Consider the following 23,387-nt stretch of genomic DNA (forward strand, 5'->3'; position numbering starts at 1 on the left):
TATAGATTAAGTCGTAGGGAAACTTAGACAAACGGTTGTTCCAGTTCCAGGGATACTCGATAATTCGACTTTTGCATGATGGAGCAAGGCGCCATGCTTCACGATCGAGAGTCCAAGTCCAGTTCCTCCGGTATCCCGTGATCTTGATTTATCCACACGATAGAAACGTTCAAATACACGATCCAGATCCTCCTTGGGGATACCAATACCTGTGTCAATAACACATAATTTTACACATTTCTCTTCAGATCCCTGATAAGTGCCAGTTATCCGGATAATTACGCTGCCATTTTCTTTATTATATTTAACGGCATTCTCACACAGGTTAAAAATCATTTCGTCCAGAATTCGGTGAACGCCTGTGACAGTTGTCGGAAAGCCCTGTTGCTCAATCGATATCTGAACGTGTTTTTCTTTGCCTAATACCGACAATCGTTCTTTGACATCATTCGCAATTTGAAGTAAATCGACTGGTTCCATTACAGTTTCAATCTGGTTTTCATCAAGTTTCGAAAGTATCATGATATCGTTGAGTAACGCGGTCATTCTTGCAGATTCGTTGAAGATTTTTTCACAAAAATACGGAATATCTTCCGGTTTTGCGAGGTTGTTTTTTAAGATTTCCGCATATCCGGAAATTGCTGTCAGAGGTGTCTTAAGTTCATGAGAGACATTGGCAGAAAATTCCTTTCGTCGGATTTCTGCTTCATGTTTTTCGGTAATATCCAAAATCAGAAGGACAATTCCGATGATTTTTCCATCTTCATGAACCGGATTTGCTAATAATTGATAATATCGATTCTCAATTTCAAGAACATCCTCAGCAGAGGAACCAGTTAACGCATGGCTGACAACGCACTGCATGGCAGCACTGCGATTAAGCGTATAAATCAATTTTCCTATGTAATCGTTACGATCCACGCCTAAAATTTTGAGGGCACTCTGATTGATTGAAACAATGGAAGCATGAGAATTCACCAATACGAACCCTTCTCGTAAATTTGCAACGATAAAATCAAATTCTTTTTGCTTTTTTTGAATCTCGGTAATCTGCGCTTCAATCTCGCTGCGTTGTTTTGATATTCGTTTTAATAAGGGTAAAATCTCGTCATAAATCTCATTGGATTCCGGATCATCAAGATTTAAATTATTAATGGGAGCGATAATTCGTTTTGTCTGACGATTAGCAAGAATAATGGCAAGAATCAGAACAATTATGCCAATTAAGATCAAGTACGGAACCGTACTGAAAACAGAATACCAGACGCTGACACTGGTTTCAGCTACTCGAATTACAGAACCATCTTTCAAACGAATCGCACAATAAAAAGTTCGTTTGCCTAAAGTCTCAGAGAATCTTGCAGCTTCACCTTTTCCTTTCTCGAGCGCCGCTGCGATTTCAAGTCGGTCAGCATGGTTTTCCATTCTCTCAGGATTCTCATAATTATCATATAAGACTGTCCCGTTATTCGAAACATAAGTGATTCGTGAATTATTTTTATTAAGCGCTTTTTCCTCAATTCTCCCGGATATATCATTCAGGAGAAATGGCACCGAAAGCGCAGGATTCTCGAGATTATCAAGCGCTGCTGCAATCATTGAAGCTTCATTTTCAACTGTCCTGCGCATCTGACGATAGAGCTGCTGATACATAACAGCGCCAATTAAAGCAGTTGTAATCAGAATCGTTAACATAGCCAGGAAAAAAGTATTCTTCAGGATTTTCCGTCTCACAGATAACTCCTATTCAACCAGCCGCTGTATATACCAACGAATCTTTTGAAATTCGAAAAAGTTTTTCAAAAAAAATTCCTTCCTCATATTTCAAATCGCTAGTCATGAATGCCTATTTTCTGATTTTATAACCAATTCCGCGAATCGTTTCGATCAAATCAGCCGCAGAACCGAGCTTTGATCGTAGAGAGCGAATATGAACATCCACTGTACGCGTTTCCCCATAATATTCAAAGCCCCAAATTTGTGAAAAGAGTTGTTCTCTGGAAAAAACGATTCCCTGATGTTCCATTAACAGACTGAGTAATTGAAATTCTTTAGGTGTTAAACTAATTTCCTTACCATCAACGGTAACACGATGTTCAGCAAAAAAAAGTGCTACATTCCCTTTAATTATTTCTGCTTTTTCGGTCGTTTTTTCCGATCGCCGTAAAACTGCTCGAATTCTCGAGACAAGCTCCATCATCCCAAAAGGTTTGATCATATAATCGTCAGCACCAAGATCAAGTCCGGTTACTTTATCAAATTCTGAACCTTTCGCGGTCAGCATAATTACCGGAATTTGACGCGTTCGATGATCATTACGCAGCTTTTTTAATATTTGAAGACCATCTTCACCTGGCAGCATAATATCTAATAAAACCAAATCCGGCAACAAATTTTTTTTTGAGTCTTCGGAATTAATTCGTTGAGGTTCATTTTCATTCAGCCTGAGCGCTGAGAAAAATTCCTTCCCATCTGAAAAACCTTCAGCATCAAATCCTGTAGAACGAAGCGTGTAAACAACAATTTCACGAATTGCTTCATCATCCTCGACACAATAAACCATCATTCGTGATCTTCCTTATGAATTCCAGTGATGGAAAACACAACCCATTCAGCGATATTCACTGCATGATCGCCGATTTTTTCAAAATACTTCGAAACCATCAGCATATCAACCGCATACTCACCAATCGAAGGATCCTGACCGATAAGTTTGATCAGATCGTCTTTTATCTCATTGAACATCTCATCGACAATGTCATCATAATCAATCACAGCTTGTGCCAGTTCCAAATCGCGTTGTACAAATGCACTGATGCTCCCATTGACCATGTCAATCGTCGCCAGCGCCATGTCTTGAATATGAATATTGCTGTTTTCTTTTGTGATGTTTTCAAGCAAAGTGATTTCCGATATATCAGCTGCCTGCGTTCCCACACGCGCCATATCAGTAATCATTTTGAGTGCGGATGAAATCAAACGCAAATCTTTTGCCACTGGTTGCTGCTGCAGAAGCAGTTTCAAACAGAGTGTCTCAATTTCCCGTTCTTTTTTTTCAATTTCCTCTACAAGCGGAAAAACTTCTTTCGCAAGCTTCGGATTACCGCTCAGCAGCGCCTTTGTCGTCATATTGATTACTTCTTCACATAAACCACCCATCATAATAAGTTCGGAATTGAGCAGTTCAAGCTGTTCATCAAATTTATTTCTCATTATCCAAACCTCCCGGTGATATAATCTTCCGTTTCCTTCTGCCTGGGATTGGAAAAAATATTCTCCGTGGTGTCATATTCAATCACCTGACCAAGGAGAAAGAATGCCGTTTTATCGGATATGCGAACGGCTTGTTGCATATTATGCGTAACGATAATAATAGTATATCGTTCTTTAAGCTCGGAAATAAGATCCTCGATCTTCGAGGTTGATATCGGATCCAATGCGGATGTCGGTTCATCCATGAGCAAAACTTCAGGCTGAACTGCTAACGCTCTTGCAATGCAGAGACGTTGCTGTTGTCCTCCGGATATTCCCAAAGCGCTTTTTTTTAGTCTATCCTTAAGCTCGTCCCAAATCGCGGCATTTCGAAGAGAAGTCTCAACAATTTCATCTAATTTTATTTTTGAATGGATTCCATGAGTTCTCGGGCCATAGGCAACGTTATCATAAATGCTCATCGGAAATGGATTCGGTTTTTGAAAAACCATTCCTACCCGTTTTCGTAATAAATTCACGTCGATATTTCCATAAATGTCCTCGCCATCCAATAAAACATTGCCGTCAATCCGGCAGCCTTCAATCAGATCATTCATGCGATTCAGGCTTTTCAGCAGCGTTGATTTTCCACATCCGGATGGCCCGATGAAAGCAGTAATCTGATTCGCTTCAATCGTCAGATTGACTTTTATTAAAGCTTTAAAAGTTCCATAATATAAATCCAGATCAGTAATTTTAAATTTTTCCATATATTCTCAGCTTTTTGAAATTTTTCCGGCGGTATATGAAGAGATGCGATTCAGAAGGATAACCAGAATTATCAGGACTACTGCTGTCGCATAGGCTTTATCCATAAACAAACCTTCACTGGATAGGGCGTACATATGAACGGAAAGCGTTCTGCCGGAAGATAATAGACTGTCGGGAATGTCTGCGACTGTTCCGGATGTATAGATCAACGCGGCAGTCTCACCCACAATTCGACCGATAGCCAGAATTACTCCAGCCAGAATACCAGGAGTTGCAGAGGGTAGAACAATTGTAAAGACTGTACGCATTTTTCCTGCGCCAAGTCCATAACTTCCTTCGCGATACGAATCCGGAACAGCGTGGAGCGCTTCTTCAGTCGTTCTCATAATCAGAGGAAGTATCATAATCGAAAGTGTAAATCCACCAGCCAGCATGGAGAATCCCCAATGCAATGTTGTCACAAAAAACAGAAGCCCAAAAAGACCATAAATAATAGAAGGAATTCCGGATAAAGTCTCTGCCGTGATCCGAACAATTTTAACCAGTCTGCTTCCACGTCTGGCATACTCAGTAAGGTAAATCGCAGAAAAAATGCCAAGCGGTACTGCTATCGTGATTGAAAGAATTGTCATTATCACTGTATTGATCAGAGCTGGCATGAGAGAAACATTCTGTGTATTGTATTCAAGATCAAAGAGGTCCAAAGAGAGGTTCGGAATTCCTTTATAGAGAATATATCCGATGATCACAAAAAGTATCATGATCGTCAATGCGGCAGCGCACCAGACAAGAATTCGAAGAATTAGAGACACAGGATCTTTGGATTTTGATGTTAATTTTTTATTATTATTTATTACCGTTTTTTTGGAAGTGCTCATATGGATTTCCGATTAAGAAGCGAGAAGGAAAGATTGATGATCAAGATAAAGATAAATAAAACAACAGCAGTTGCGATTAAAGCTTCGCGATGTAAATCTGCAGCATAACCCATTTCAATAACGATATTAGCAGTCAGAGTGCGAACACCTTTCAGTAATCCTTTGGGCATACGCGCCTGATTGCCTGCCACCATGATAACCGCCATGGTTTCACCGATAGCTCTGCCTACACCCAAAACAATGCTGGCAAAAACCCCCGATTTAGCGGCTGGCAAAATCACAAAAAACGCGCTGCGTTCATGACTCGCGCCAAGCGCTCTGCCGCCCTCATAATAATTCGATGGAACAGCTCGAATTGCCGACTCAGAGACGTTGATGATTGTTGGTAAAATCATCATACCCAGCAGAATGGATGCAGTCAGCATAACGCTGCCATTTCCACCAATATAATTTCGAATAAAAGGAACAAGAACCACAAGTCCAAAAAACCCGTAGACCACCGAGGGAATCCCCGCCAGCAGTTCGATGGCAGGTTTGATCAGGCGATACAGCTTTTTTGGACAGAATAATGAGAGGTACATGGCTGTCAAAACGCCAATCGGAACTCCGATCAGAATTGCTCCGGCAGTTACGTAAATACTTCCCAATATCATCGGAAGAATTCCAAAAAGCGCGTTGGATGGTTTCCAGTTTTTCCCGAGGAGGAAATTAAAAACGCCGATTTTTGACATTGCCGGAATACCGTTTGCAAACAAAAAGATGCAGATTAAAAAAACCGCAATAATCGATGTGCAGGCTGAAAAAAGAAATATCAAACGCATGAATTGTTCTTTTTTCTTAAGCATTGGAAAATCCTTTTCTGAAAACGATTATTTCCCGTCTTATTCGCTTCGTCATAGCGGAACATTCCCCAGTCTTTTGAATCCAACGGGAATAAAAGTTATTAGCCATATACTGTAATCAATGCTTCGACTTTCGTTTTGATTTCATCTCGTATGGCTCTGATCTGCGCCAGTTTTTCTTCTTCCGAACCGACAACTGCTGATGGATCTGTGATATTCCAGTTCAGCGAAATACCGGCAGATGGAAAGATCGGACAGCGTTGTCCGTTGATCTGATCACAGACTTTGACAACAATGGAATAAGTCCTACCCTCTTTAAGATATTCAAAAACAGAATTGGTGGAATTCTTGCTGATATCGATTCCAATTTCGCTCATCACTCTAACAACCAGGGGATTCAATTTTCCAGGTTCCAATCCGGCACTTTCGGCAAAAAATTTCCCTTTGCCTAATTGATTCAAAAAAGCTTCTGCCATTTGGCTTCTGGCAGAATTATGCACACAGACAAATAACACGCGTTTCATTTGATCCTTCCTTTTTCCTGATTTGCGTTATTTATGCAAATCTGACCAAAACAGAGTTTTCCCCGTGAAAATCGATTTCACTTGATCAAAACTTAAATCCTGAATCGGATTTTTCTTATTGACAATCACAGCAAGTCCATCTTTTGCAATGATTGTCGGAACCAGACCTGCTTCCAATTCACTGTCCTTCAAATTACGGGAAGCCATACCAATGTCACATATACCCGCAATCACTGAAGTCATGCCGGTTGATGAATCACTTTGCTGGATTTCGATAGAAACATCCGGATTTTGGAGGATATACGCTTCTTTCAGTTTTTCCATGACCGGTGTCACTGATGAAGAACCTGCAATGACCAGTTTTCCTGTCATTCGACGATTTGTATAAGGCGGATTTTTCGTGACAGCAACGTAACCGTTGGACGTTACAATTGCCTGTCCATCCGAGCTTAGAATAAAATTAATAAAATCGTTGCAGAGAACATTCGCTTCATTTTTTACGACTATCGAAAAGGGACGATAGATTTTATATGAATTATTCAAGATGTTTTTCTCATTTGCTTCCCGTCCATCAATTTTGACCGCTTTCACCGCTTCATTCATTGAACCCAGGGAGATATAACCGATCGCGTAAGGATTTCCGATGACCGCGGTAAGCATCACCGACGTATTATTTGTGATACTGGCTTCATCCGTTGTATGATCGACTTTTGTACCGTCATCTTCTTTTTCTTCAATATCAAACAAATCAATAAAAGCACCTCGAGTACCAGATCCATCCTCACGGGAAATAACGGAGATTTCCTTATCTGATTGGAAAGCCCCTTTTTCTAAACAGCCGGAAAATAATACAATTGACGCAAAGATTGCCAAAATTATGCGATAAATTGGCCGTTTCATTTTTCCCTCCGGTTTTCCATTTACTGATATTACTAAAGAAATGTAAAGAAAAAAATAATTGAAATGTAAAGTTTTTGTAAAGTCTTGAATAATGGAAAAAGCAATTCGAATTTGACTGAATGATTTGATAAGTGCAGAAAATTTTAATTCATTATTTTTTTCGAGTAATTCGTAATATAGACTTACTATTCGAATAAAGAGGGAAAAACTTGTTGATGTGATGTTATTGCGCGAAGCGCAAAAACATCACATCAACAAAGAAGCTTCCCCGTATTTTAAATCGCTGTGTATGAATTAAAAAAAAGTCCTTCAATCTTTTTTCGTACTACGCAGAAGAACTTTTTTTTCACAGAATTATTTTTTGATTCAGGAAATCCTGATCGTTAAATTGATTACTCCAAGATCGATCTATCTTTATAAGAATAAATATTAAAGATTTTTGATCGTTATACGGATTCGGGAGCACAAAAGAATACAAAAATGTGTTTTTCTTCTTCTGAATTCGAATTCGTTATGTAGATCCAAATTTTATTTTCTTCTTTTTCTAAAAGAATCCGGTATCCATCACCCAGATCTTCTTCCAGAATGACCAAAGGAAGTTTTACAGGTTCTGACAACAAGAGATATCCATCATCCGCATATTCTTCCTGATAAAAGCTTTGAACTTCTTTCATCAATTTTTCTATTGAGATTTTTCCATTATAAGTATATAACTGCCAATCGATTAGTACCTCTTCGTCCAGTAGTCCCAGAGAATCAGCTATCCCTTCCAACTCTTTTTCCACAGTTGGATCTGAATTCATCTCCTTGGTAAAGTAAACGTTCAGAAAATCCGGTTGTAAGTGATCAACGCTGGGAAGCACCTGTTCCACTGGTTGTTCGGGAATTATATCATCCGCTGCAGCAGCAGATTTTCCTGCGGAAAATTCGAGGCTCCATTCTCCGGATGAGGTAACCTGGAAAATCGAAAAATTCGGATCAATAATGGTTTTTCCTTCTTTCGGTCCCATTTCAAAAAGGAGCATTTTAGATCCTTCATATCCTTTAATTCCATCCGAAGAATACTGCGTTAAATCAAAAAAGCTTTCAGCTTTGAATGAATAAGTCAGAATCTTATCAAAATTTTGAATCATAAAGGCGGATGATCCGGAACCGGTTACCGTCACAGGCGCCTGATAGGTATCCATATAAGCAGCGCTCATCGGCAAAAAGGAAATCTTCCAATTGCCCTCTGAGGAGACCTGGACATATTCGATCTGATCAATTTCATTATTCGCGTAATAAATTTTCCCCTGGCTTGGACAGGAGTTATAAAAGACAACAATTTCCTCATCTTTAGAGCCATAAAGGGTAATCGAAATCGTGTCATATTCATTTTGACAATCGGATTCGAGTTGAATAATTGGATATTCCGCAACATTAATCTTTTCTTCGATCACATCTTCCTCAGTTCCTTCAAAAACAAGGGGTTCTGATTGGGCGGTGACAGTAAATGTTGTCATTAAGAAAACGAAAATCAATACCGCAATCCTGACTATTTTCATTGGAGGCTCCTACTCTTGCATTTCTAATTCATATTCCGGATTTATACTCATTATCACAAAATAATTAAGATTTTTCAATTCGTCATTGGATAATTTAAGAATTCCGAATCAGCAATTCGAAATATAAGCCTGCCTTTTTAATTCAATTGAGGGAAAATATTGTCGTGTTGTTTTGCTCGAGTAAAAACAAAACGGCAATAAATAACTCCCCCTATTTTTTAAATTCTGATGATTCATTCTGAATCAGCAGAATTTAAAATAAGATTTACAAAAAGCAGGGGAAAACCCTCATGAAATTGTTAGATATTTATTTTCGTTCAAGGAGAATGTCTGGTAAAAAAGAGGAATTTCACATCATTCTTTTTCCCCAGAATCTTTTTTTTCCTTACGGATTGAAAGGAGCGCAATTTTCCCGTCAATCAATCGCATCGCCAGTTCGTCATTACATTGGTCACAAAAAAAGTGCCTGGATTCCGGTATTTGTTTTAATTTTTTTCCACAATTGGGACATCTGAGGATTATCTTAAATGACATTGATTTTCTCCTAAAATTTTTTTCATCTTTTCATCCGAAAAACATGGTTAGAAACTATGATTCAAGACTATTTTGTCATGAGACTTTTATTTAATTTTCTACCTTCTTGATAGAATCGGTAATCCGTTTTTTGTTTTTTTTCAAAATTTTTTTTATTTTCATAGTGTGCTATTAAGCAGTCCGCATAAAAAGAATATGAATACGATCGATGTGATTTATTTTAGAAAATCGAGTGTGCAAGTATTGCACCTCGTAAAATCGAGTTTTTAATTGACCGAATCAGGGAATCATAGAAACGACAGATTCGCAAGAAATATTTTCGTTGTATGATATAGCTAAAATCGCATGATTAATGATTCTATTTTCCTTCTCATCAGAATTCGAAACTTATGGAGCAATTCGAAATATGGATTGACTTTTCTAATGAAGCAAGAAAAAAAAGTAGTACTGATGGTTTTATGTCCCGCGTAAAATCGTAAGAATTACAAAGAATTCTTCTCATATTTCGACTCACAGATCTTCATGAACTGTGTTTGGTATTTATGAATGGATATTTGGAGGCCCTATGAGAACCGAGTCGTCATTAGATATACTTTCAGGAAATCACAAAATTTTTATGCAATCCTGGCTGCCGGATGACCAAGCAGCGATCGCCAGAATCATTCTCGTTCATGGAATCGGTGAACATTCAAATCGTTATCGAGATGCTGCCGAGTTCTTTACGCCCTTGTCAATCGAATTTCATACATTTGATCAAATCGGGCACGGAAAATCGAGCGGCAAACGAGGAGCGGAATCGTATCAGCAAGTTTTTGAAATCATCACGAATTTGATAAATCGATTGAGAAATGAACAGCCGGAAATACCAATCCTGCTTTATGGTCACTCTATGGGAGGTGCAATTGTTCTTGCCTACGGGCTGAATCATCCAGAATCTATCTGCGGGATCATCGCGTCATCACCAGCAATTGGATTGGCAAATCCGTTGCCCGATCGTGTTATTCAAATTCTTGAATTAATGATTCGCCTTTTTCCAGATTTGACAATTCAAAATAGAATGAACGTTCAGGGTCTTTCACAGGATCCATCAATCGCTGAAAAATATCGTTCTGATCCGCTGGTGCATAATCGCGTATCCTTACAATTAGGCGTAGATATTTACAAAACAGGGAAACGCTTGCTGGCTCAATCCGCTTATCCACTTCCGTTGTTGCTGCTTCAAGGTGACAAGGATATTTTGGTAGATCCGAGTGCTACCAATCGATTTGCCGCAAAAATCAAAGGGAATGTAACTTATCACCAAATAAAGGACGGTTTTCATGAATTGCATAATGAGCCAAATAAAGAAGATATTTTTTTTACAATTCGCGACTGGATTCTTGAAACCATCAAGGCTGAAGGAGAAAAGCTCAACATCCTGACCAATTCTGAATAAATCTTTGAGATCTGTTGAAACCTCAAAATAACCTTGGACATACTTCTCGAATCGCGGTTTTAGCATTGGATAAGATGCTTTTTGGTAAATTGCGATAAACTTAAAATTAATTAATCAATTGTACAGTCCAGGAGGTTTTTTCATGGAAAACTATTTGTTCGATGGTCCTCTTTCAGAAATTGACGGAGCGATCGAATGGTTGACGAAGCTCGAAACAGAACGTCAAAAGCGAAAACTCATCATGATTCCCAGCGAATCTTTTGCACCTGAGTCTGTTCGTGAATCATTGGGATCAGTTTTTCAGAATATCTATGCAGAAGGCTATCCGAACGAGGAATCCCGGTCATTATCTGAAGAAGAGCTGTTAGATTATCCTTCTATGCTGGGCGACTATCGCCGAAACTCAGATCCGCGATACTACAAAGGGGTGGATTATATTGACATCTTAGAAGCATTAACCCGCCGCCGATGTGCCGAAGCTTTTGCTAACGATCGCGTCAGCGCTGATGATATTCAGGTAAATGTGCAGCCATTATCAGGAGCTCCTGCCAATAATGCAATTTATCATCTCATTAATCCCGGAGACACTGTTCTTGCCATGGATCTTCTGCACGGCGGACATTTAACACATGGGAGTCCGGTAAATCGATCCGGAATTCTGTATAATATTGTCCATTACACCGTTGATCCGGATACGGATATGCTGAATTACGATGAGATCCAACGGTTGGCAACGGAACATAAACCGAGGATGATCATCGCAGGATATACTTCCTACCCGTATATTCCTGATTGGAAACGCTATCGGGAAATTGCAGATAGTGTTGGAGCGTATCTTTTTGTAGACTTGGCTCATATCGCGGGTTTAGCCGCAGCAGGCGTGATTGAATCTCCTGTCGGATATGCTGATGTGATTTCTTTTACGACACATAAAACTATTTCGGGTCCAAGAGGCGCCGTTATTTTGACAACCGATCCGAAACTGGCAAAAATTATCGATAAAGCGGTTTTCCCAGGAGAACAAGGAGGTCCGCACGCTCATGTATTTGCCGCATTGGCAACCTCGTTTAAAATTGCAAAAACTGACCAATTCAAAAGATATCAACAGCAAATTCTTGACAATACACAAGCTTTAATCCGCCAATTTCAAGCCAGAGGATTGAAAATCGCCTATCATGGATCCAACAGCCATATGGTACTGCTGGATTGCAAAGGGATCAAAGGCACTGATGGAACGACACTTTCCGGTGACATCGCCGCCCGTATCCTGGATATCGTCGGTATCGTTCTGAATCGGAACACAATTCCAGGAGACAAATCAGCTTTGAAAGCCAGTGGAATCCGCATGGGCACTCCCTGTATCACGCAGATTGGTCTGAAAGAAGCGGATATGAAAGAAGTTGCTGACATCATTGCGGATGTACTCTTTGCAATTCATCCATATTCCATGCCAGGAGCCAAAGGCAAATTACAGCGGGCCAGAATCGATTTCTCGGTTATGGAAGATTGTAAGATTCGCGTTAGAAACCTTTGCGCACAAAAACGCGAGCTGAATCCTGATCCCGCATATGGCTATCCGCATTTTTATTACATAGATGATCAATTCAAATCCCGCAACGGTCAATCCGCCATTCTGATTCATGGCTGTCTCAATCGAGAATTTGTCAATTATGCGTTTCAAAGTGATGCGGAAGCTTTGCAAATGCACACATATCAAAAAACTACCATAAGCGTAGATGGACAGCTTATTGAAGGCCGCCTTACATTAAGAGAGGAAGGATTCCAATTTGAATGTGAATCATCTAAGATGCCGATTGTGGCAGCCTGGCTGCGTGCGCTCTCGGACGGGTTTGTAAAATTTGATGATGATCTGCGTAAACGTCTGCCTGGCCCGGTTTATATTTCAGAATGTGAACCGATTAAGGGAATTGAATCTTCCCAAAAGGTTTTTGTCAAGCCCTATTCAATTGGTTCTAAAGTCACAGCAGGGAATCCACTTCCAAAATTCGATTTTTCCAAGTACGCTGAAGATGAAAGTCTTCCGGCAAAAAAGACGCCATTATTTGAAACTCACAAAGCCCTTGGAGCAAAAATGGTTCCTTTTGCCGGTTGGGAAATGCCGGTTTGGTACACTTCAATTAAAGAAGAACATGCTGCCGTACGGAATGCTGCAGGATTGTTCGATGTGTCTCATATGGGCGTTTACCTTGCATCTGGTCCTGACGCAATGGTTTTTCTTGACAGCATTGTTGGTAATGATGTAGCCGCAGTTCAGATTGGAGATACCTGTTATACACACTTGTTGGATCCGGATGGCCATGTAATTGATGATTTAATCATTTACAGAATTGAATCAGAAAAATATCTGGTTGTAGTCAATGCCTCAAATGATGCAAAAGATTGGGACTGGATAAACGCTGTCCGGGAACATTCAGTTTTAGTTGATAATGAACAACCAGATGCCTGCGCGTTTGGCAGAAATGTCATTCTTGAAAATCTTCGCGATCCAAAAGCTGGTGATCGGATGCGAGTTGATCTGGCGCTGCAAGGACAGTTATCGACAGATATATTACTAAAGTTGGGAGCGTCTGAAGAAGATTCCGCAAAAATCAGGAATCTTAAAAAAGGTCACATCTGTCATGTTACACTGGGCGGATTCGATCTTTATACAGCGCGTACAGGGTACACAGGAGAAAAAATCTCATTTGAAATTTTTGTCCATCCGGAAAAGCTGCCAGCACTCTGGAATAAGCTTTTAGAAATCGGATCACCGATGGGTCTGAAACCTTGTGGTTTGGGATCAAGGGATTCGCTGCGAATTGAAGCAGGACTTCCATTGTATGGTCACGAATTGGCCGGACAATGTGATTATCGCGTTGGAGAAGCCGGTTTGAGCAGTTTTGTAAAAACCTATAAATCCTGGTTCATCGGTCGATCAGCATTTCGAAAGGACGAAGAAAATCAAAAACGAATCCTTGTTCGCTTCCGCTTCACGGATAAAACCGTCCGCCTGGCACACAACAATGATCCCGTTTTGGATTGCAAAGGGAAAGTTATTGGAAGGGTAACCAGCTGCGCGATGGATAAAGAAGGCTGGATTATGGGGCTGGCAATGCTGGATATGAAGTATACTGAAGAAGGGACAACTTTGTATATCTATCAAAACAGCGAGAAGACACAGCTAAAAAATCCTGATCAATTATCCGATGGAGAAAAGATGACACTGCCCAATCAGGCCGTTGTTATCAGCCGTTTCCCCAAACCGGAAAAAAAAGAGCTGATTCCTTCATAATCGATTCATCAACAGATAAGAATTCCGCATATTTGTCAGATAACGATTGACTTATGCGGAATTCTTCTTTTTCAAGCAATTTGAAATATGAGAAGGATATTCTGTTGAAATGTTATTTTTACGTTCTGCGTAAAAAATAACATTACGCATATTTACTCATTTTCATCATAAACCTAAATCAAATTTTGAAGTGCTGTTTTAGAAATGTCTCCACACTGAAAAATTTTTTAAATTGGATCCACCGATAAATTCAGCTAATATTGAATTTTCAGGGATCAGGCTGGTATCCAATGGAAGTACCCATTCTAAAAACGAAAGCAATCGTTTTGCTTCAATGAATTCCTGATTTCCCCAGGGTACTTGCTGCAGCGCCGTCTCTGCCAAAGTTTTTAAAGCCGATAGTTCATACACTAAGGAAGTATTGCAGAATTCATCCGCCATGCCTTGGTAAGGAAAAATATTTCGCTCTTCACCTGCGCGAACAGAATTCCAGCGTGCGATTGTTTCCTGAGCACTGTACCCGCGATCACGATAATCCCGGACAATCCTACGTATTAATCGGGTATCCACTGTGGAAACACGGTTATAGCGATCAACATTAAGCTGGGTTAAAGGGGATACAAATATCTTGTACATCAGATTCGGATTAATCTCCTTCAACAACTCCGGATTTAATCCATGAATTCCCTCCAAAATGATCATTTGATCTTTTACCAGTTTTATTATCTTCCCAGGTTTGCTCTTCCCGTCCAAAAAATCATACCTGGGTAGCTGAACTTCTTCCCCTTTTATCAGCTTTTTAACGCAATCTTCCAACAATGGCAGGTTCAAATTATGAAATGACTCAAAATCATAATTGCCGTCCTTGTCTTTTGGGCTTAGCGTTCGATCGACAAAAAAGTCATCCATTTCAATCGGTACTGGTGAGATTCCCAATGCAAGCAGCTCGATGGATAATCGTTTTGAAAATGTTGTCTTTCCGGAAGATGACGGGCCGGCTATTAAGACGACTTTGACCTTTTTTTCGCCTTCTGCAATTTCTTTAGCAACCTGTACGAATTTTTGATCATGCAAAGCCTCGCTGACAAGTATCACTTCTTGAATTCTATCTTTTTCAATGGCTTCATTTAACGATGCAATGGAATCAATACCCAGTTTCTTCAGCCAATCACCGTATCGTCGAAATTCAAGCATCATCTTTGGTGATTCATTTAACGGTGAGATTTCATTAGTCAGCATATCCTTCGGATAACGAAGGAAGAATTCATTCGCATTCAGGGATGGTTCGATAGCAAAAGTTTTCAGATAGCCGGTTGAAGGAACCATATACCCGTAATGGTAATCAATAAAATCTTCCAGTTGATAGATCGTCAGATACGGTTTATTTCTGAATTTCAGTAAATGTACTTTTTCTTTTTGATGCCTGCGGGTAAACATCGCTTTCGCCTCATCCAAAGATAATCTGCTTCTTTGAATTGGTAAATTGCGATCCACCATAGACCGCATTTCGGATTCAAGTTTTGTGATAAATTCTTTTTGATTCCGGATTTCAGGTCCACTGATACTGCAAAACAAGCCACCAGATTGAATTGAATGATCGACTTTTAATTCATGATTGGGATACAAATGCTCAAACGTTGCTGATAGCAAGAATACAAGGGAGCGGCGATAAATGTTTTTGCCGTCAGACTCAACCGTGGTTACAGGACGAACTGTCGAATTTCGATCGATTATATATGACAATTCCCGCAATTCATTATTGACGATCGCACTTGTTAAAGGATGGGTTAGTTCGGGAACGATCAATTGGAGAAATTGCTCGACTGTACTGCCTCGCGGTCCCTTAATAATTCGTCCGTCAGGCAACTCGACTTCAATCATATTTCCGGTCTCAACAAAACAAAATTTTTCTTCCATCTTGTCCTCAATTCATCAGGAATTCGAAATATCCATTATTTTGATTGTCATCATGTTGTTTAGCGTTCTGCGTAAAAATAAAATGATAACCAATTTTTCAATATCCTCGAAAGGTTTATTTACATTTCATATTCCACTTTATTCATGGAAAAGCATGTAAAAGAAATTTCATCTTCCATGAATTTTCCGATTTTTCTTCAAGAGCATTCTTTTCAAAAAAGCATCGCAATGAGAAATACGGATTTACCTTATCAAATAAAAACAAGGATTCTTATCACATTTCGAACTAATGCCGAAAACCATCACTCCTGTTTCAAACGAATTATATAATCATATGACGAAAACATGTGAAACGGTAATTGTTCAAAGATACACAATATGGATATGCTTTTCGAACAGAATAAAAAAATAGTTATGGTGTTTTTGTGCTCCGCGTAAAACGCCATAACAACACCTTAACAACATTTGTTTTTAAATTTCGAATCGCTGGAAAATGTTTGAATTTATTGAGCAACATATAAATGAAGATTGACCTTTTGCATTGCTGTATATAAGATCAGTATTCATCAAAAGGTATAATGATGAATCACATTTGTATGTCAGAATTATAAGGAACCAATCAATGATTCTAATCCCGATAATCCTGTTTTTCTCTGTGATCGTTCTGATTCCGATCATCACCCGCGTTGTGTTGATTGCATGGAGTCGACATTTGTGCTTTCCCGTTCAGACTGCTCCCTGTCATTCAACCGCGATTGTTTTTGGTGCAGGGTTAGAAAAAAATGGACAGCCGTCAAAAGTATTGATGGAGCGCATCCAAACCGCAGCAAGTTTATATCATTCCGGTAGAGTCAGAAAAGTAATTTTTAGCGGAACCAACCGCTGGATTTATTATAATGAGCCAATGGCGATGAAACTTGCTGGAATTCAGGCCGGAATTCCCGAACAGGACATTCTCATCGATCCTGACGGTTTTCGCAGTTTCAATACCTGTTTTAATGCAAAAAATATGTATCAAATTAACGAAGCAGCGCTCATTACGCAATCTTTTCATCTTCCGCGTGTTCTTTTTATTGCATCGAATCTGGGTATCGAAGCACATGGGATTATCGCGAAGCATGAAATACATCGCGTTGATGACGTAATATGGTGGCATATTCGAGAGATTCCGGCAACAATTCGCGCATTTTGGGATATCAGAAAAAGCACCAGATAGAATAATGGAACAGTAATTCGAAATATTTACCAACATTTCAAATCACTGTTTACGAAATAACAATAACCATTTTCTAAAGGATCAAACCTGTCAGCGATTTTCCATCATAATGCTCAATTTTTACTTCGCTGATTTCATTCTGCAGTCTTTTTGGAAAATGCGATTTAATGGTTAAATAATTGCCGGTCATGCCGTGTAATTCCCAATTGTTATTCTCATAAACCGAACTGTTTTCCCACAAAACACGCATTGTTTCCCCGACAAAGGATTGGTAAAAACGGTCTTTTTGTTTTAGGAATTCATCACGTAAAATTCTTGATCGTTCTTTAACAATTCTTCCAGTAATTTTTCCATCCATACGAGCTGCAGCAGTACCGGGTCTGGAAGAAAATGGAAACACATGACCTCCGCTAAAATTAATTTCGCGGATAAAATCGAGCGTCTGCTGAAATTCTTGTTCCGTCTCTCCAGGAAATCCGACGATCACATCAGTGGTTATGGCAAAAGCAGGATCCAAATAGCGAGCTTGCCGAACCAGTTCACGAAAATCGGATAATCTGGTTCTCCGAGCCATACGCTTCAACACACTTTCCGATCCGGATTGCAGAGGAATATGAAAATGCGGACAAAGTCGTGGATTCTCCCATAATCTTACAAAATCTTCCGTTAGATTCCAGGTTTCCAACGATGAGAGCCGAATCCGTGGAATATCCGTCTCCATCAGAATTCGCTTCAGCAAACCGGTTAAATCAGTTCTCGGATTCAGATCAAGGCCCCAGGCGCCAAGATTGACGCCGGTTAAAACAATTTCTTTACCATCAGCAAGCTGAACAGATTGAATGCGTTGAAGTATTTCCTCAAATGAAACACTGCGCGCTTTCCCTCGCACAAGTCTGGTTACACAAAATGTACAAAAATTGTCACAGCCATCTTGAACTTTTATGAAGGCGCGGGTTCTCGCATGAACACCAGGCAGCGGTTCCCGTTTAATCGGTTCCAGATCAAATAGCTCTGGAGATATGCCTAATATGATCGATGGCAAAAAATCTTTTTTCTGATTAGGAATGATTTTCACGACACCGGGCAACGCTGCTGCGGTTTCAGAATCCATGTCTGACCAGCAGCCAGTTACAATTATCTGAGCTTTCTTATTGTTTCCTGCAATACGAATCTTTTCGCGAGAATCTGAGGCTGCAGCAGCCGTTACGGCGCAAGTATTAATGATAATCAAATCAGCATTTTCCCGGCTGCCGGTGATTTCATGTCCCTGGGAACGAAATTGAGCAGCGTATTGCTCAATTTCTGCTTGGTTAAGACGACATCCAATTAAATCAAAAAAAACTTTCACGAGCTACACTGTCGGTCCCTTCTGTCGAGGCAGATTCTCTCGGAGTTCGATTGTCCGGTTCAAACAAGCCCACATCCCGGAAGAAACTGCATGTCGAAGTCCTTCCTTTTCCATATAATATAATGCTTCCGCAGTTGTTCCGCCGGGAGATGTCACCTCATTACGAAGAACAGCCGGATGGACGCCCCGTCTTTCAAAATAATCAGCCGATCCGCGTACGGTTTGTATAACCAGTTTCTCTGCAATTTTTCTCGGGAATCCCATATGGACAGCCGTATCAATCATTGCTTCCATAAACAGGAATACATAGGCAGGACCGGAGCCGGAAACTGCTGCGACTTGATCCAGATCCGATTCTTTATCAAAATAGATCGCAAGTCCTAAACCGCTTAGAATTTTCTCAACAAGCCTTTTTTGATCGGAACTGACTTCCGCAGATGTGAACCATCCAGACATTCCCTCCAAAATTTGAGCCGGAGTATTCGGCATCACTCGAACAATTTTCTGATTTCCCAGTCCGTCCACAAATCGCTGAATTGGAACGCCGGCAACAATCGAGATAATCAGCGACTCTGAATTGATTTTTCCATGTAATTCATCCAAAACAGGTTGCAAGAATTGCGGTTTCACAGCGATTAAAACAATATCTGCGCCTTCTACACATTCAGTATTCGAGATTGCAGTTGAAACACCCAGCTCTTCATGAAGTGCCTTCGTTTTTTCCGGATCGACATCCGAAACAAAAATTGTTTCCGGATTAAAAATTTGATTCTGAATGATTCCTGTGATGATTGCCCGCCCCATCATTCCGGAACCGATAATTGCCATTTTCATATTTTCCATGAAATTACCTTTCTTGTCGGTAAGTTAGTTAACAGCAATTCGAGATTTCGAGAAACCTTTTCCATTAAATAAATGATAAGGTCTTCAAAAGAAGCAGATTGCATTTTCATTGATATACGTCTAATTTTTCTGCCAGCGACCATAGACTGCCATGGACAACAATCTGCCTCCGGATCGATCCTGTAAACAGACTTCTCCATTGGAGATGGATCCGCCAATACTTCGTGTGATTTCGCTGAGTGAATTATTCAGCGTCAATGAAGATGCTTTAATTGCATAAGCAGTAATCAGCATAAAATCAGCGTCCGCTGCCAGGATCGATCTGCATGCCTGAACCAATTCTGGAAAGCCTTTATAAAACTCCCAGACTTCTCCTTTGGGTCCTCTTCCGAACTTTGGTGGATCAAGAATGATCCCCTGATAAAAAGATCCCCGCCGTGATTCTCGTTGGACAAATTTCAAACCATCATCCATCATCCAACGGATGGAATCTGCTTGCAATGATGAAAGACTTTGATTGTCTTTTGCCCATTGAATTGCTTTTTTTGAGGCATCCAAATGCGTTACCTTTGCTCCTGCAGAAGCTGCTGCCAAAGAAATGGCACCGGTATATCCAAAAAGGTTTAATATCCGCATCGGCCTTTTCGCCATACGAATCCGTTCTTGAACCCAATCCCACTGACAAGCCTGTTCAGGGAAAATTCCAAGTTGTTTTGAGTTGGAAAACATCAACTTAAAGGAAAGTCCTTTATATTGAATATTCCAGGATTCTGGAATTTTATGAAAGGGCTTCCAATGTCCGCCATTCTCTTCCGGTGAAGGGATAAATTCCGCATCGACTTTTTCCCATTCACTGGCTGGCAGCAGACATTTCCATACTGCTTCTGCTTCCGGACGAATTACCCGAATATTACCAAAACGTTCCAGTTTTCTTCCCTCTCCGCTGTCGATTAATTCGTAATCAATCCAATCGGGTGAGGTCATAATTTCAATTTTTGGATAGATCGTTGTATTAAACATAGCCATAAGTATAATCAGATTCTCCTTCAGAATCCTCAAAAACCTGAAACCTCTAACAATTCGAATCGATCAATCCGTTTTTCAATCGAGGAGGCGAATATTCAATTATTAATTATTTAAAATTTTATTATGACATATTGCGTTTTTTGTGTGTATTTTATAACAATTTTTTTATAAATTTGCAATTCTCATCAATTCATCATTGACCTTTTTTAACATCCTTCTTACCATTAATGTAATTGCTTTACAAATGATTGTTTTCATGAGAATTGTTAACCTATCCCATTCATCAAAACAAGCATGTTTAAATGGCTCAATCCAATTCAGTAGAATAAGGAGTATTCATGGAGAAAAAGTTTTTAACAATTAACGGTATTCGACAGACAGTCATCCATCATCCGGATTCGATGCTTGCAGATGTGCTGCGCAATCAAATCCATGTCTTAGGTGTAAAAAAGGGATGCGGCCAAGGACACTGCGGCGCCTGCTCAGTCATTCTGAATGGTAAGTTAACACTTTCCTGTATAGTAAGAATGGAACGAGTCCCGGATGAATCAACCATCCTCACTGTTGAGGGTATCGGGACTCCGGGCAAACTACACCCGATTCAGGCTGCCTTCAAGTTACACGGTGTCGCTCAATGCGGTTTCTGCACACCCGGATTTGTCGTTTCATCCTACGCGCTGTTGCTTGAAAACCCAAAGCCAAGCCGCCAGGAAATTCGAGACTGGTTTACAAAACATCATAACGTCTGCCGCTGTAATGGTTATAAACCGTATGTCGACGCTTTAATGGAAGCCGCTGCTGTTCTCCGCGGTGAGAAGAAACTGGAAGAACTGATTTACAAAGAACCGGCAGAAAACAAAGTTTGGGGTACAAGCCGTCCAAGGCCTTCAGAAGAAGCAAAAGTGACCGGAACTTGGGATTTTGGCGCTGATCTTGCCCAAAAACTTCCTTCAGATACACTGCAATGCGCTTTGGTTCAATCTGAAGTTGCACACGCGAATATCCTTGGAATCGACACATCAGAAGCTGAGAAAATGCCGGGAGTCTTCAAAGTCGTCACAGCCAAAGATGTCAAAGGCCGAAATCAGATCACCGGATTAATTACCTTCCCGACCAATAAAGGTGATGGATGGGATCGTCCGATTCTGTGCGATAAGAAAGTATTCCAGATCGGCGATGCAATGGCAATTGTCTGTGCTGATACCAAAGAACACGCAGAAGCTGCAGCGAAACTCGTCAAAGTGGAATTGGAAGTGTTGCCTGCTTATATGAGTGCACCGGAAGCTATGGCAGATGATGCCATTGAGATTCACCCGGGAACACCCAATATTTACTTTGAACAAAAAACGGTAAAAGGAGAAGAAGTCGGACCGTTGTTCGAAAAAGCCGCTTTTGTTGCAGAAGGTGATTACTATCTGCAGCGTCAACCGCATCTGACAGTGGAACCGGATAATGGTTTTGCGTATATGGATGAAGATGGTTGTCTCACCATTCATTCAAAATCAATCGGGATTCATCTTCATGCAGCGATGATTGCCGAAGGCATGGGAATCTCCATGGATAAACTCAGACTGGTTGAGAACAATGCCGGCGGAACCTTCGGTTATAAATTCAGTCCTACATTAGAAGCGCTGCTGGGTGTAGCATGTCTGGCGACACAGCGTCCTGTTGTTTTAATCTATAACTACTACCAGCACATGACTTACACAGGAAAACGTTCTCCGATGTTCTTACATTGTAAGATGGGAGCAGATAAAGATGGAAAGCTGATTGCCATGGAAGGTGATTGGTTCGTTGACCATGGTCCTTATTCCGAATTTGGCGATTTATTGACATTGCGCGTCAATCAGTTTATGGGTGGCGGTTATAACATTCCCAACATCCGCGGAATTGGTCGAACCGTTTGCACCAATCATATCTGGGGCGCAGCGTTCCGCGGTTATGGATCTCCGCAGGCGTATCTGGCCTCCGAATCCTGTATCGATGAACTGGCAGAAAAAATGGGTATGGATCCATTTGATCTGCGATACAAGAACATTTATCGGGAAGGTTCCACCACTCCGACAGGACAAAAGCCGGACAGTCTATGCTTCGAAAAAATGTTTGACACACTCAAACCGTATTATGAAGCTGCAAAAGAAAAAGCAAGAAAAGAATCCACCCCTGAGTTTAAGAAAGGCGTTGGTATCTCACTGGGTGTGTATGGCTGCGGTCTCGATGGCGTTGACAGTGCTGAAGCGTATGCCGAACTGACTCCGGAAGGGAAAGTGATCATCTTCTCCTCGTGGGGTGAACATGGTCAGGGAAATGATGCCGGCGCTCTCGGTACAGCTCATGAAACATTACGAACAGCTGGTTTCACAGTAGATCAGATTAAGTTGATTTTCAATGACATGAAATATACGCCGAATTCAGGACCTGCAGGTGGTTCCCGCTCGCAAACCATGGTTGGCAACGCAATTAAGATTGCCTGTGAAAACCTGTTAGCAGAGATGAAGAAGAATGATGGTACTTACCGGAATTTTGATGAAATGAAAAAAGACGGGAAAAGCACAAAAGTATCCGGAAAATTTGCGATGTCCGATGCAGTCGGCTGCGATGATAAAGCGCAGGGTAAACCGTTTATGGTTTATGAATACGGTTTGTTTATGGCGGAAGTAACCGTGGAAACAGCAACCGGTAAAACCAAAGTGGATAAATATACCTGCTATGGAGACTGCGGGAAAATCAACAACTATCTGATCGTTGAAGGGCAAATTCTCGGCGGGTGTACACAAGGCATCGGATTGGCTCTTTCAGAGGATATCGAAGATTACCAAAAACACACAACAATGCGTGGCGCAGGTGTTCCGTACTGCAATGATGTGCCGGATGAATGGGATATCCGCTTCTTTGAGAATCCACGTGAATACGGTCCGTACGGCGCCGGCGGTGTCGGTGAATTACCGCTGACATCTCCGCATGTTGCGGTAATCAATGCGATCTACAACGCTTGCGGCGTCCGCATCCGCCATTTACCAGCGTATCCGGAAAAAGTACTGGAAGGTCTGAAAGCGCTAAAAAATTAACTGCAATTTGATAAGGTATGAAGAGGCTGTCTTGAATCGGCAGCCTCTTTCGTTATT

General features: G+C 40.6%; 18 protein-coding genes. 4 read left to right on the forward strand and 14 right to left on the reverse strand.

The genetic code is table 11. From position 1 onward, the window contains the following. Positions 1 to 6 precede the first annotated feature (6 nt). The 10 genes from ATC1_RS13155 to ATC1_RS14760 all read right to left on the reverse strand — a co-directional run bounded on the left by ATC1_RS13155 (position 7) and on the right by ATC1_RS14760 (position 9,185). Complete coding sequence (locus tag ATC1_RS13155; RefSeq protein ID WP_062283156.1) at positions 7 to 1,734, reverse strand: sensor histidine kinase; 1,728 nt, start codon at positions 1,732 to 1,734, stop codon at positions 7 to 9. Positions 1,735 to 1,846: 112 nt separating this feature from the next. After that, positions 1,847 to 2,563 (reverse strand): winged helix-turn-helix domain-containing protein, encoded by a 717-nt coding sequence (locus ATC1_RS13160; RefSeq protein WP_062284168.1) that lies wholly within the window; start codon positions 2,561 to 2,563, stop codon positions 1,847 to 1,849. Continuing rightward, positions 2,563 to 3,213 (reverse strand): phosphate signaling complex protein PhoU, encoded by a 651-nt coding sequence (phoU, locus tag ATC1_RS13165; RefSeq protein ID WP_062283160.1) that lies wholly within the window; start codon positions 3,211 to 3,213, stop codon positions 2,563 to 2,565. The genes ATC1_RS13160 and phoU overlap by 1 nt, the downstream gene beginning before the upstream one ends. Continuing rightward, positions 3,213 to 3,962 (reverse strand): phosphate ABC transporter ATP-binding protein PstB, encoded by a 750-nt coding sequence (gene pstB, locus ATC1_RS13170; protein WP_062283163.1) that lies wholly within the window; start codon positions 3,960 to 3,962, stop codon positions 3,213 to 3,215. Before pstB ends, phoU begins: the two co-directional genes overlap by 1 nt. A gap of 6 nt (positions 3,963 to 3,968) precedes the next feature. Further along, positions 3,969 to 4,841, reverse strand: a complete 873-nt coding sequence (gene pstA / locus ATC1_RS13175; RefSeq protein WP_062283164.1) for a phosphate ABC transporter permease PstA — start codon at positions 4,839 to 4,841, stop codon at positions 3,969 to 3,971. Further along, positions 4,838 to 5,686, reverse strand: a complete 849-nt coding sequence (pstC, locus tag ATC1_RS13180; RefSeq protein WP_062283168.1) for a phosphate ABC transporter permease subunit PstC — start codon at positions 5,684 to 5,686, stop codon at positions 4,838 to 4,840. Before pstC ends, pstA begins: the two co-directional genes overlap by 4 nt. A gap of 98 nt (positions 5,687 to 5,784) precedes the next feature. Next, on the reverse strand, positions 5,785 to 6,207 hold the full coding sequence (locus tag ATC1_RS13185; RefSeq protein ID WP_062283172.1) for an arsenate reductase ArsC: 423 nt from the start codon (positions 6,205 to 6,207) through the stop codon (positions 5,785 to 5,787). 27 nt (positions 6,208 to 6,234) lie between these two features. Next, entirely contained in the window at positions 6,235 to 7,107 is an 873-nt protein-coding gene (locus ATC1_RS13190) for a substrate-binding domain-containing protein (protein ID WP_062283175.1), read from the reverse strand. A gap of 446 nt (positions 7,108 to 7,553) precedes the next feature. Then, a complete protein-coding gene (locus ATC1_RS13195; protein ID WP_062283178.1) occupies positions 7,554 to 8,651 on the reverse strand; it encodes a hypothetical protein in 1,098 nt (365 codons plus the stop codon). A gap of 354 nt (positions 8,652 to 9,005) precedes the next feature. Then, positions 9,006 to 9,185: a hypothetical protein gene (locus ATC1_RS14760; RefSeq protein ID WP_152024322.1), complete on the reverse strand. Its 180-nt coding sequence runs from the start codon at positions 9,183 to 9,185 to the stop codon at positions 9,006 to 9,008. A 565-nt stretch (positions 9,186 to 9,750) separates the two neighbouring features. Between ATC1_RS14760 and ATC1_RS13205 the strand changes: the two genes are divergently transcribed. Together ATC1_RS13205 and gcvT are read left to right on the forward strand one after the other, a co-directional pair. After that, positions 9,751 to 10,620 (forward strand): alpha/beta hydrolase, encoded by an 870-nt coding sequence (locus tag ATC1_RS13205; RefSeq protein ID WP_062283184.1) that lies wholly within the window; start codon positions 9,751 to 9,753, stop codon positions 10,618 to 10,620. Between the two features lie 142 nt (positions 10,621 to 10,762). Next, a complete protein-coding gene (gene gcvT, locus ATC1_RS13210) occupies positions 10,763 to 13,912 on the forward strand; it encodes a glycine cleavage system aminomethyltransferase GcvT (RefSeq protein ID WP_062283187.1) in 3,150 nt (1,049 codons plus the stop codon). Between the two features lie 198 nt (positions 13,913 to 14,110). Here gcvT and ATC1_RS13215 read toward each other — a convergent pair whose 3' ends face one another. Further along, positions 14,111 to 15,829: a nucleoside kinase gene (locus ATC1_RS13215; protein ID WP_062283191.1), complete on the reverse strand. Its 1,719-nt coding sequence runs from the start codon at positions 15,827 to 15,829 to the stop codon at positions 14,111 to 14,113. Between the two features lie 622 nt (positions 15,830 to 16,451). On the opposite strand from ATC1_RS13215, the gene ATC1_RS13225 reads away from it, so the two are divergent. Continuing rightward, on the forward strand, positions 16,452 to 17,045 hold the full coding sequence (locus tag ATC1_RS13225) for a SanA/YdcF family protein (protein ID WP_062283197.1): 594 nt from the start codon (positions 16,452 to 16,454) through the stop codon (positions 17,043 to 17,045). Between the two features lie 73 nt (positions 17,046 to 17,118). On the opposite strand, the gene mtaB is transcribed toward ATC1_RS13225, so the two are convergent. The 3 genes from mtaB to ATC1_RS13240 form a co-directional block, all read right to left on the reverse strand. Next, positions 17,119 to 18,393: a tRNA (N(6)-L-threonylcarbamoyladenosine(37)-C(2))-methylthiotransferase MtaB gene (mtaB, locus tag ATC1_RS13230; RefSeq protein ID WP_062283201.1), complete on the reverse strand. Its 1,275-nt coding sequence runs from the start codon at positions 18,391 to 18,393 to the stop codon at positions 17,119 to 17,121. A 3-nt stretch (positions 18,394 to 18,396) separates the two neighbouring features. After that, positions 18,397 to 19,236 carry a pyrroline-5-carboxylate reductase gene (gene proC, locus ATC1_RS13235; RefSeq protein ID WP_062283204.1) on the reverse strand — a complete coding sequence of 280 codons (840 nt, stop codon included), beginning with the start codon at positions 19,234 to 19,236 and terminating at the stop codon, positions 18,397 to 18,399. Between the two features lie 120 nt (positions 19,237 to 19,356). Next, positions 19,357 to 20,262, reverse strand: a complete 906-nt coding sequence (locus ATC1_RS13240) for a class I SAM-dependent methyltransferase (protein WP_062283207.1) — start codon at positions 20,260 to 20,262, stop codon at positions 19,357 to 19,359. A gap of 338 nt (positions 20,263 to 20,600) precedes the next feature. On the opposite strand from ATC1_RS13240, the gene ATC1_RS13245 reads away from it, so the two are divergent. After that, a complete protein-coding gene (locus tag ATC1_RS13245) occupies positions 20,601 to 23,330 on the forward strand; it encodes a molybdopterin-dependent aldehyde oxidoreductase (RefSeq protein ID WP_062283210.1) in 2,730 nt (909 codons plus the stop codon). The last annotated feature ends 57 nt before the right edge of the window (positions 23,331 to 23,387 follow it).

Source organism: Flexilinea flocculi, assembly GCF_001192795.1.
GTDB classification, from domain to species: Bacteria; Chloroflexota; Anaerolineae; order Anaerolineales; family Anaerolineaceae; genus Flexilinea; species Flexilinea flocculi.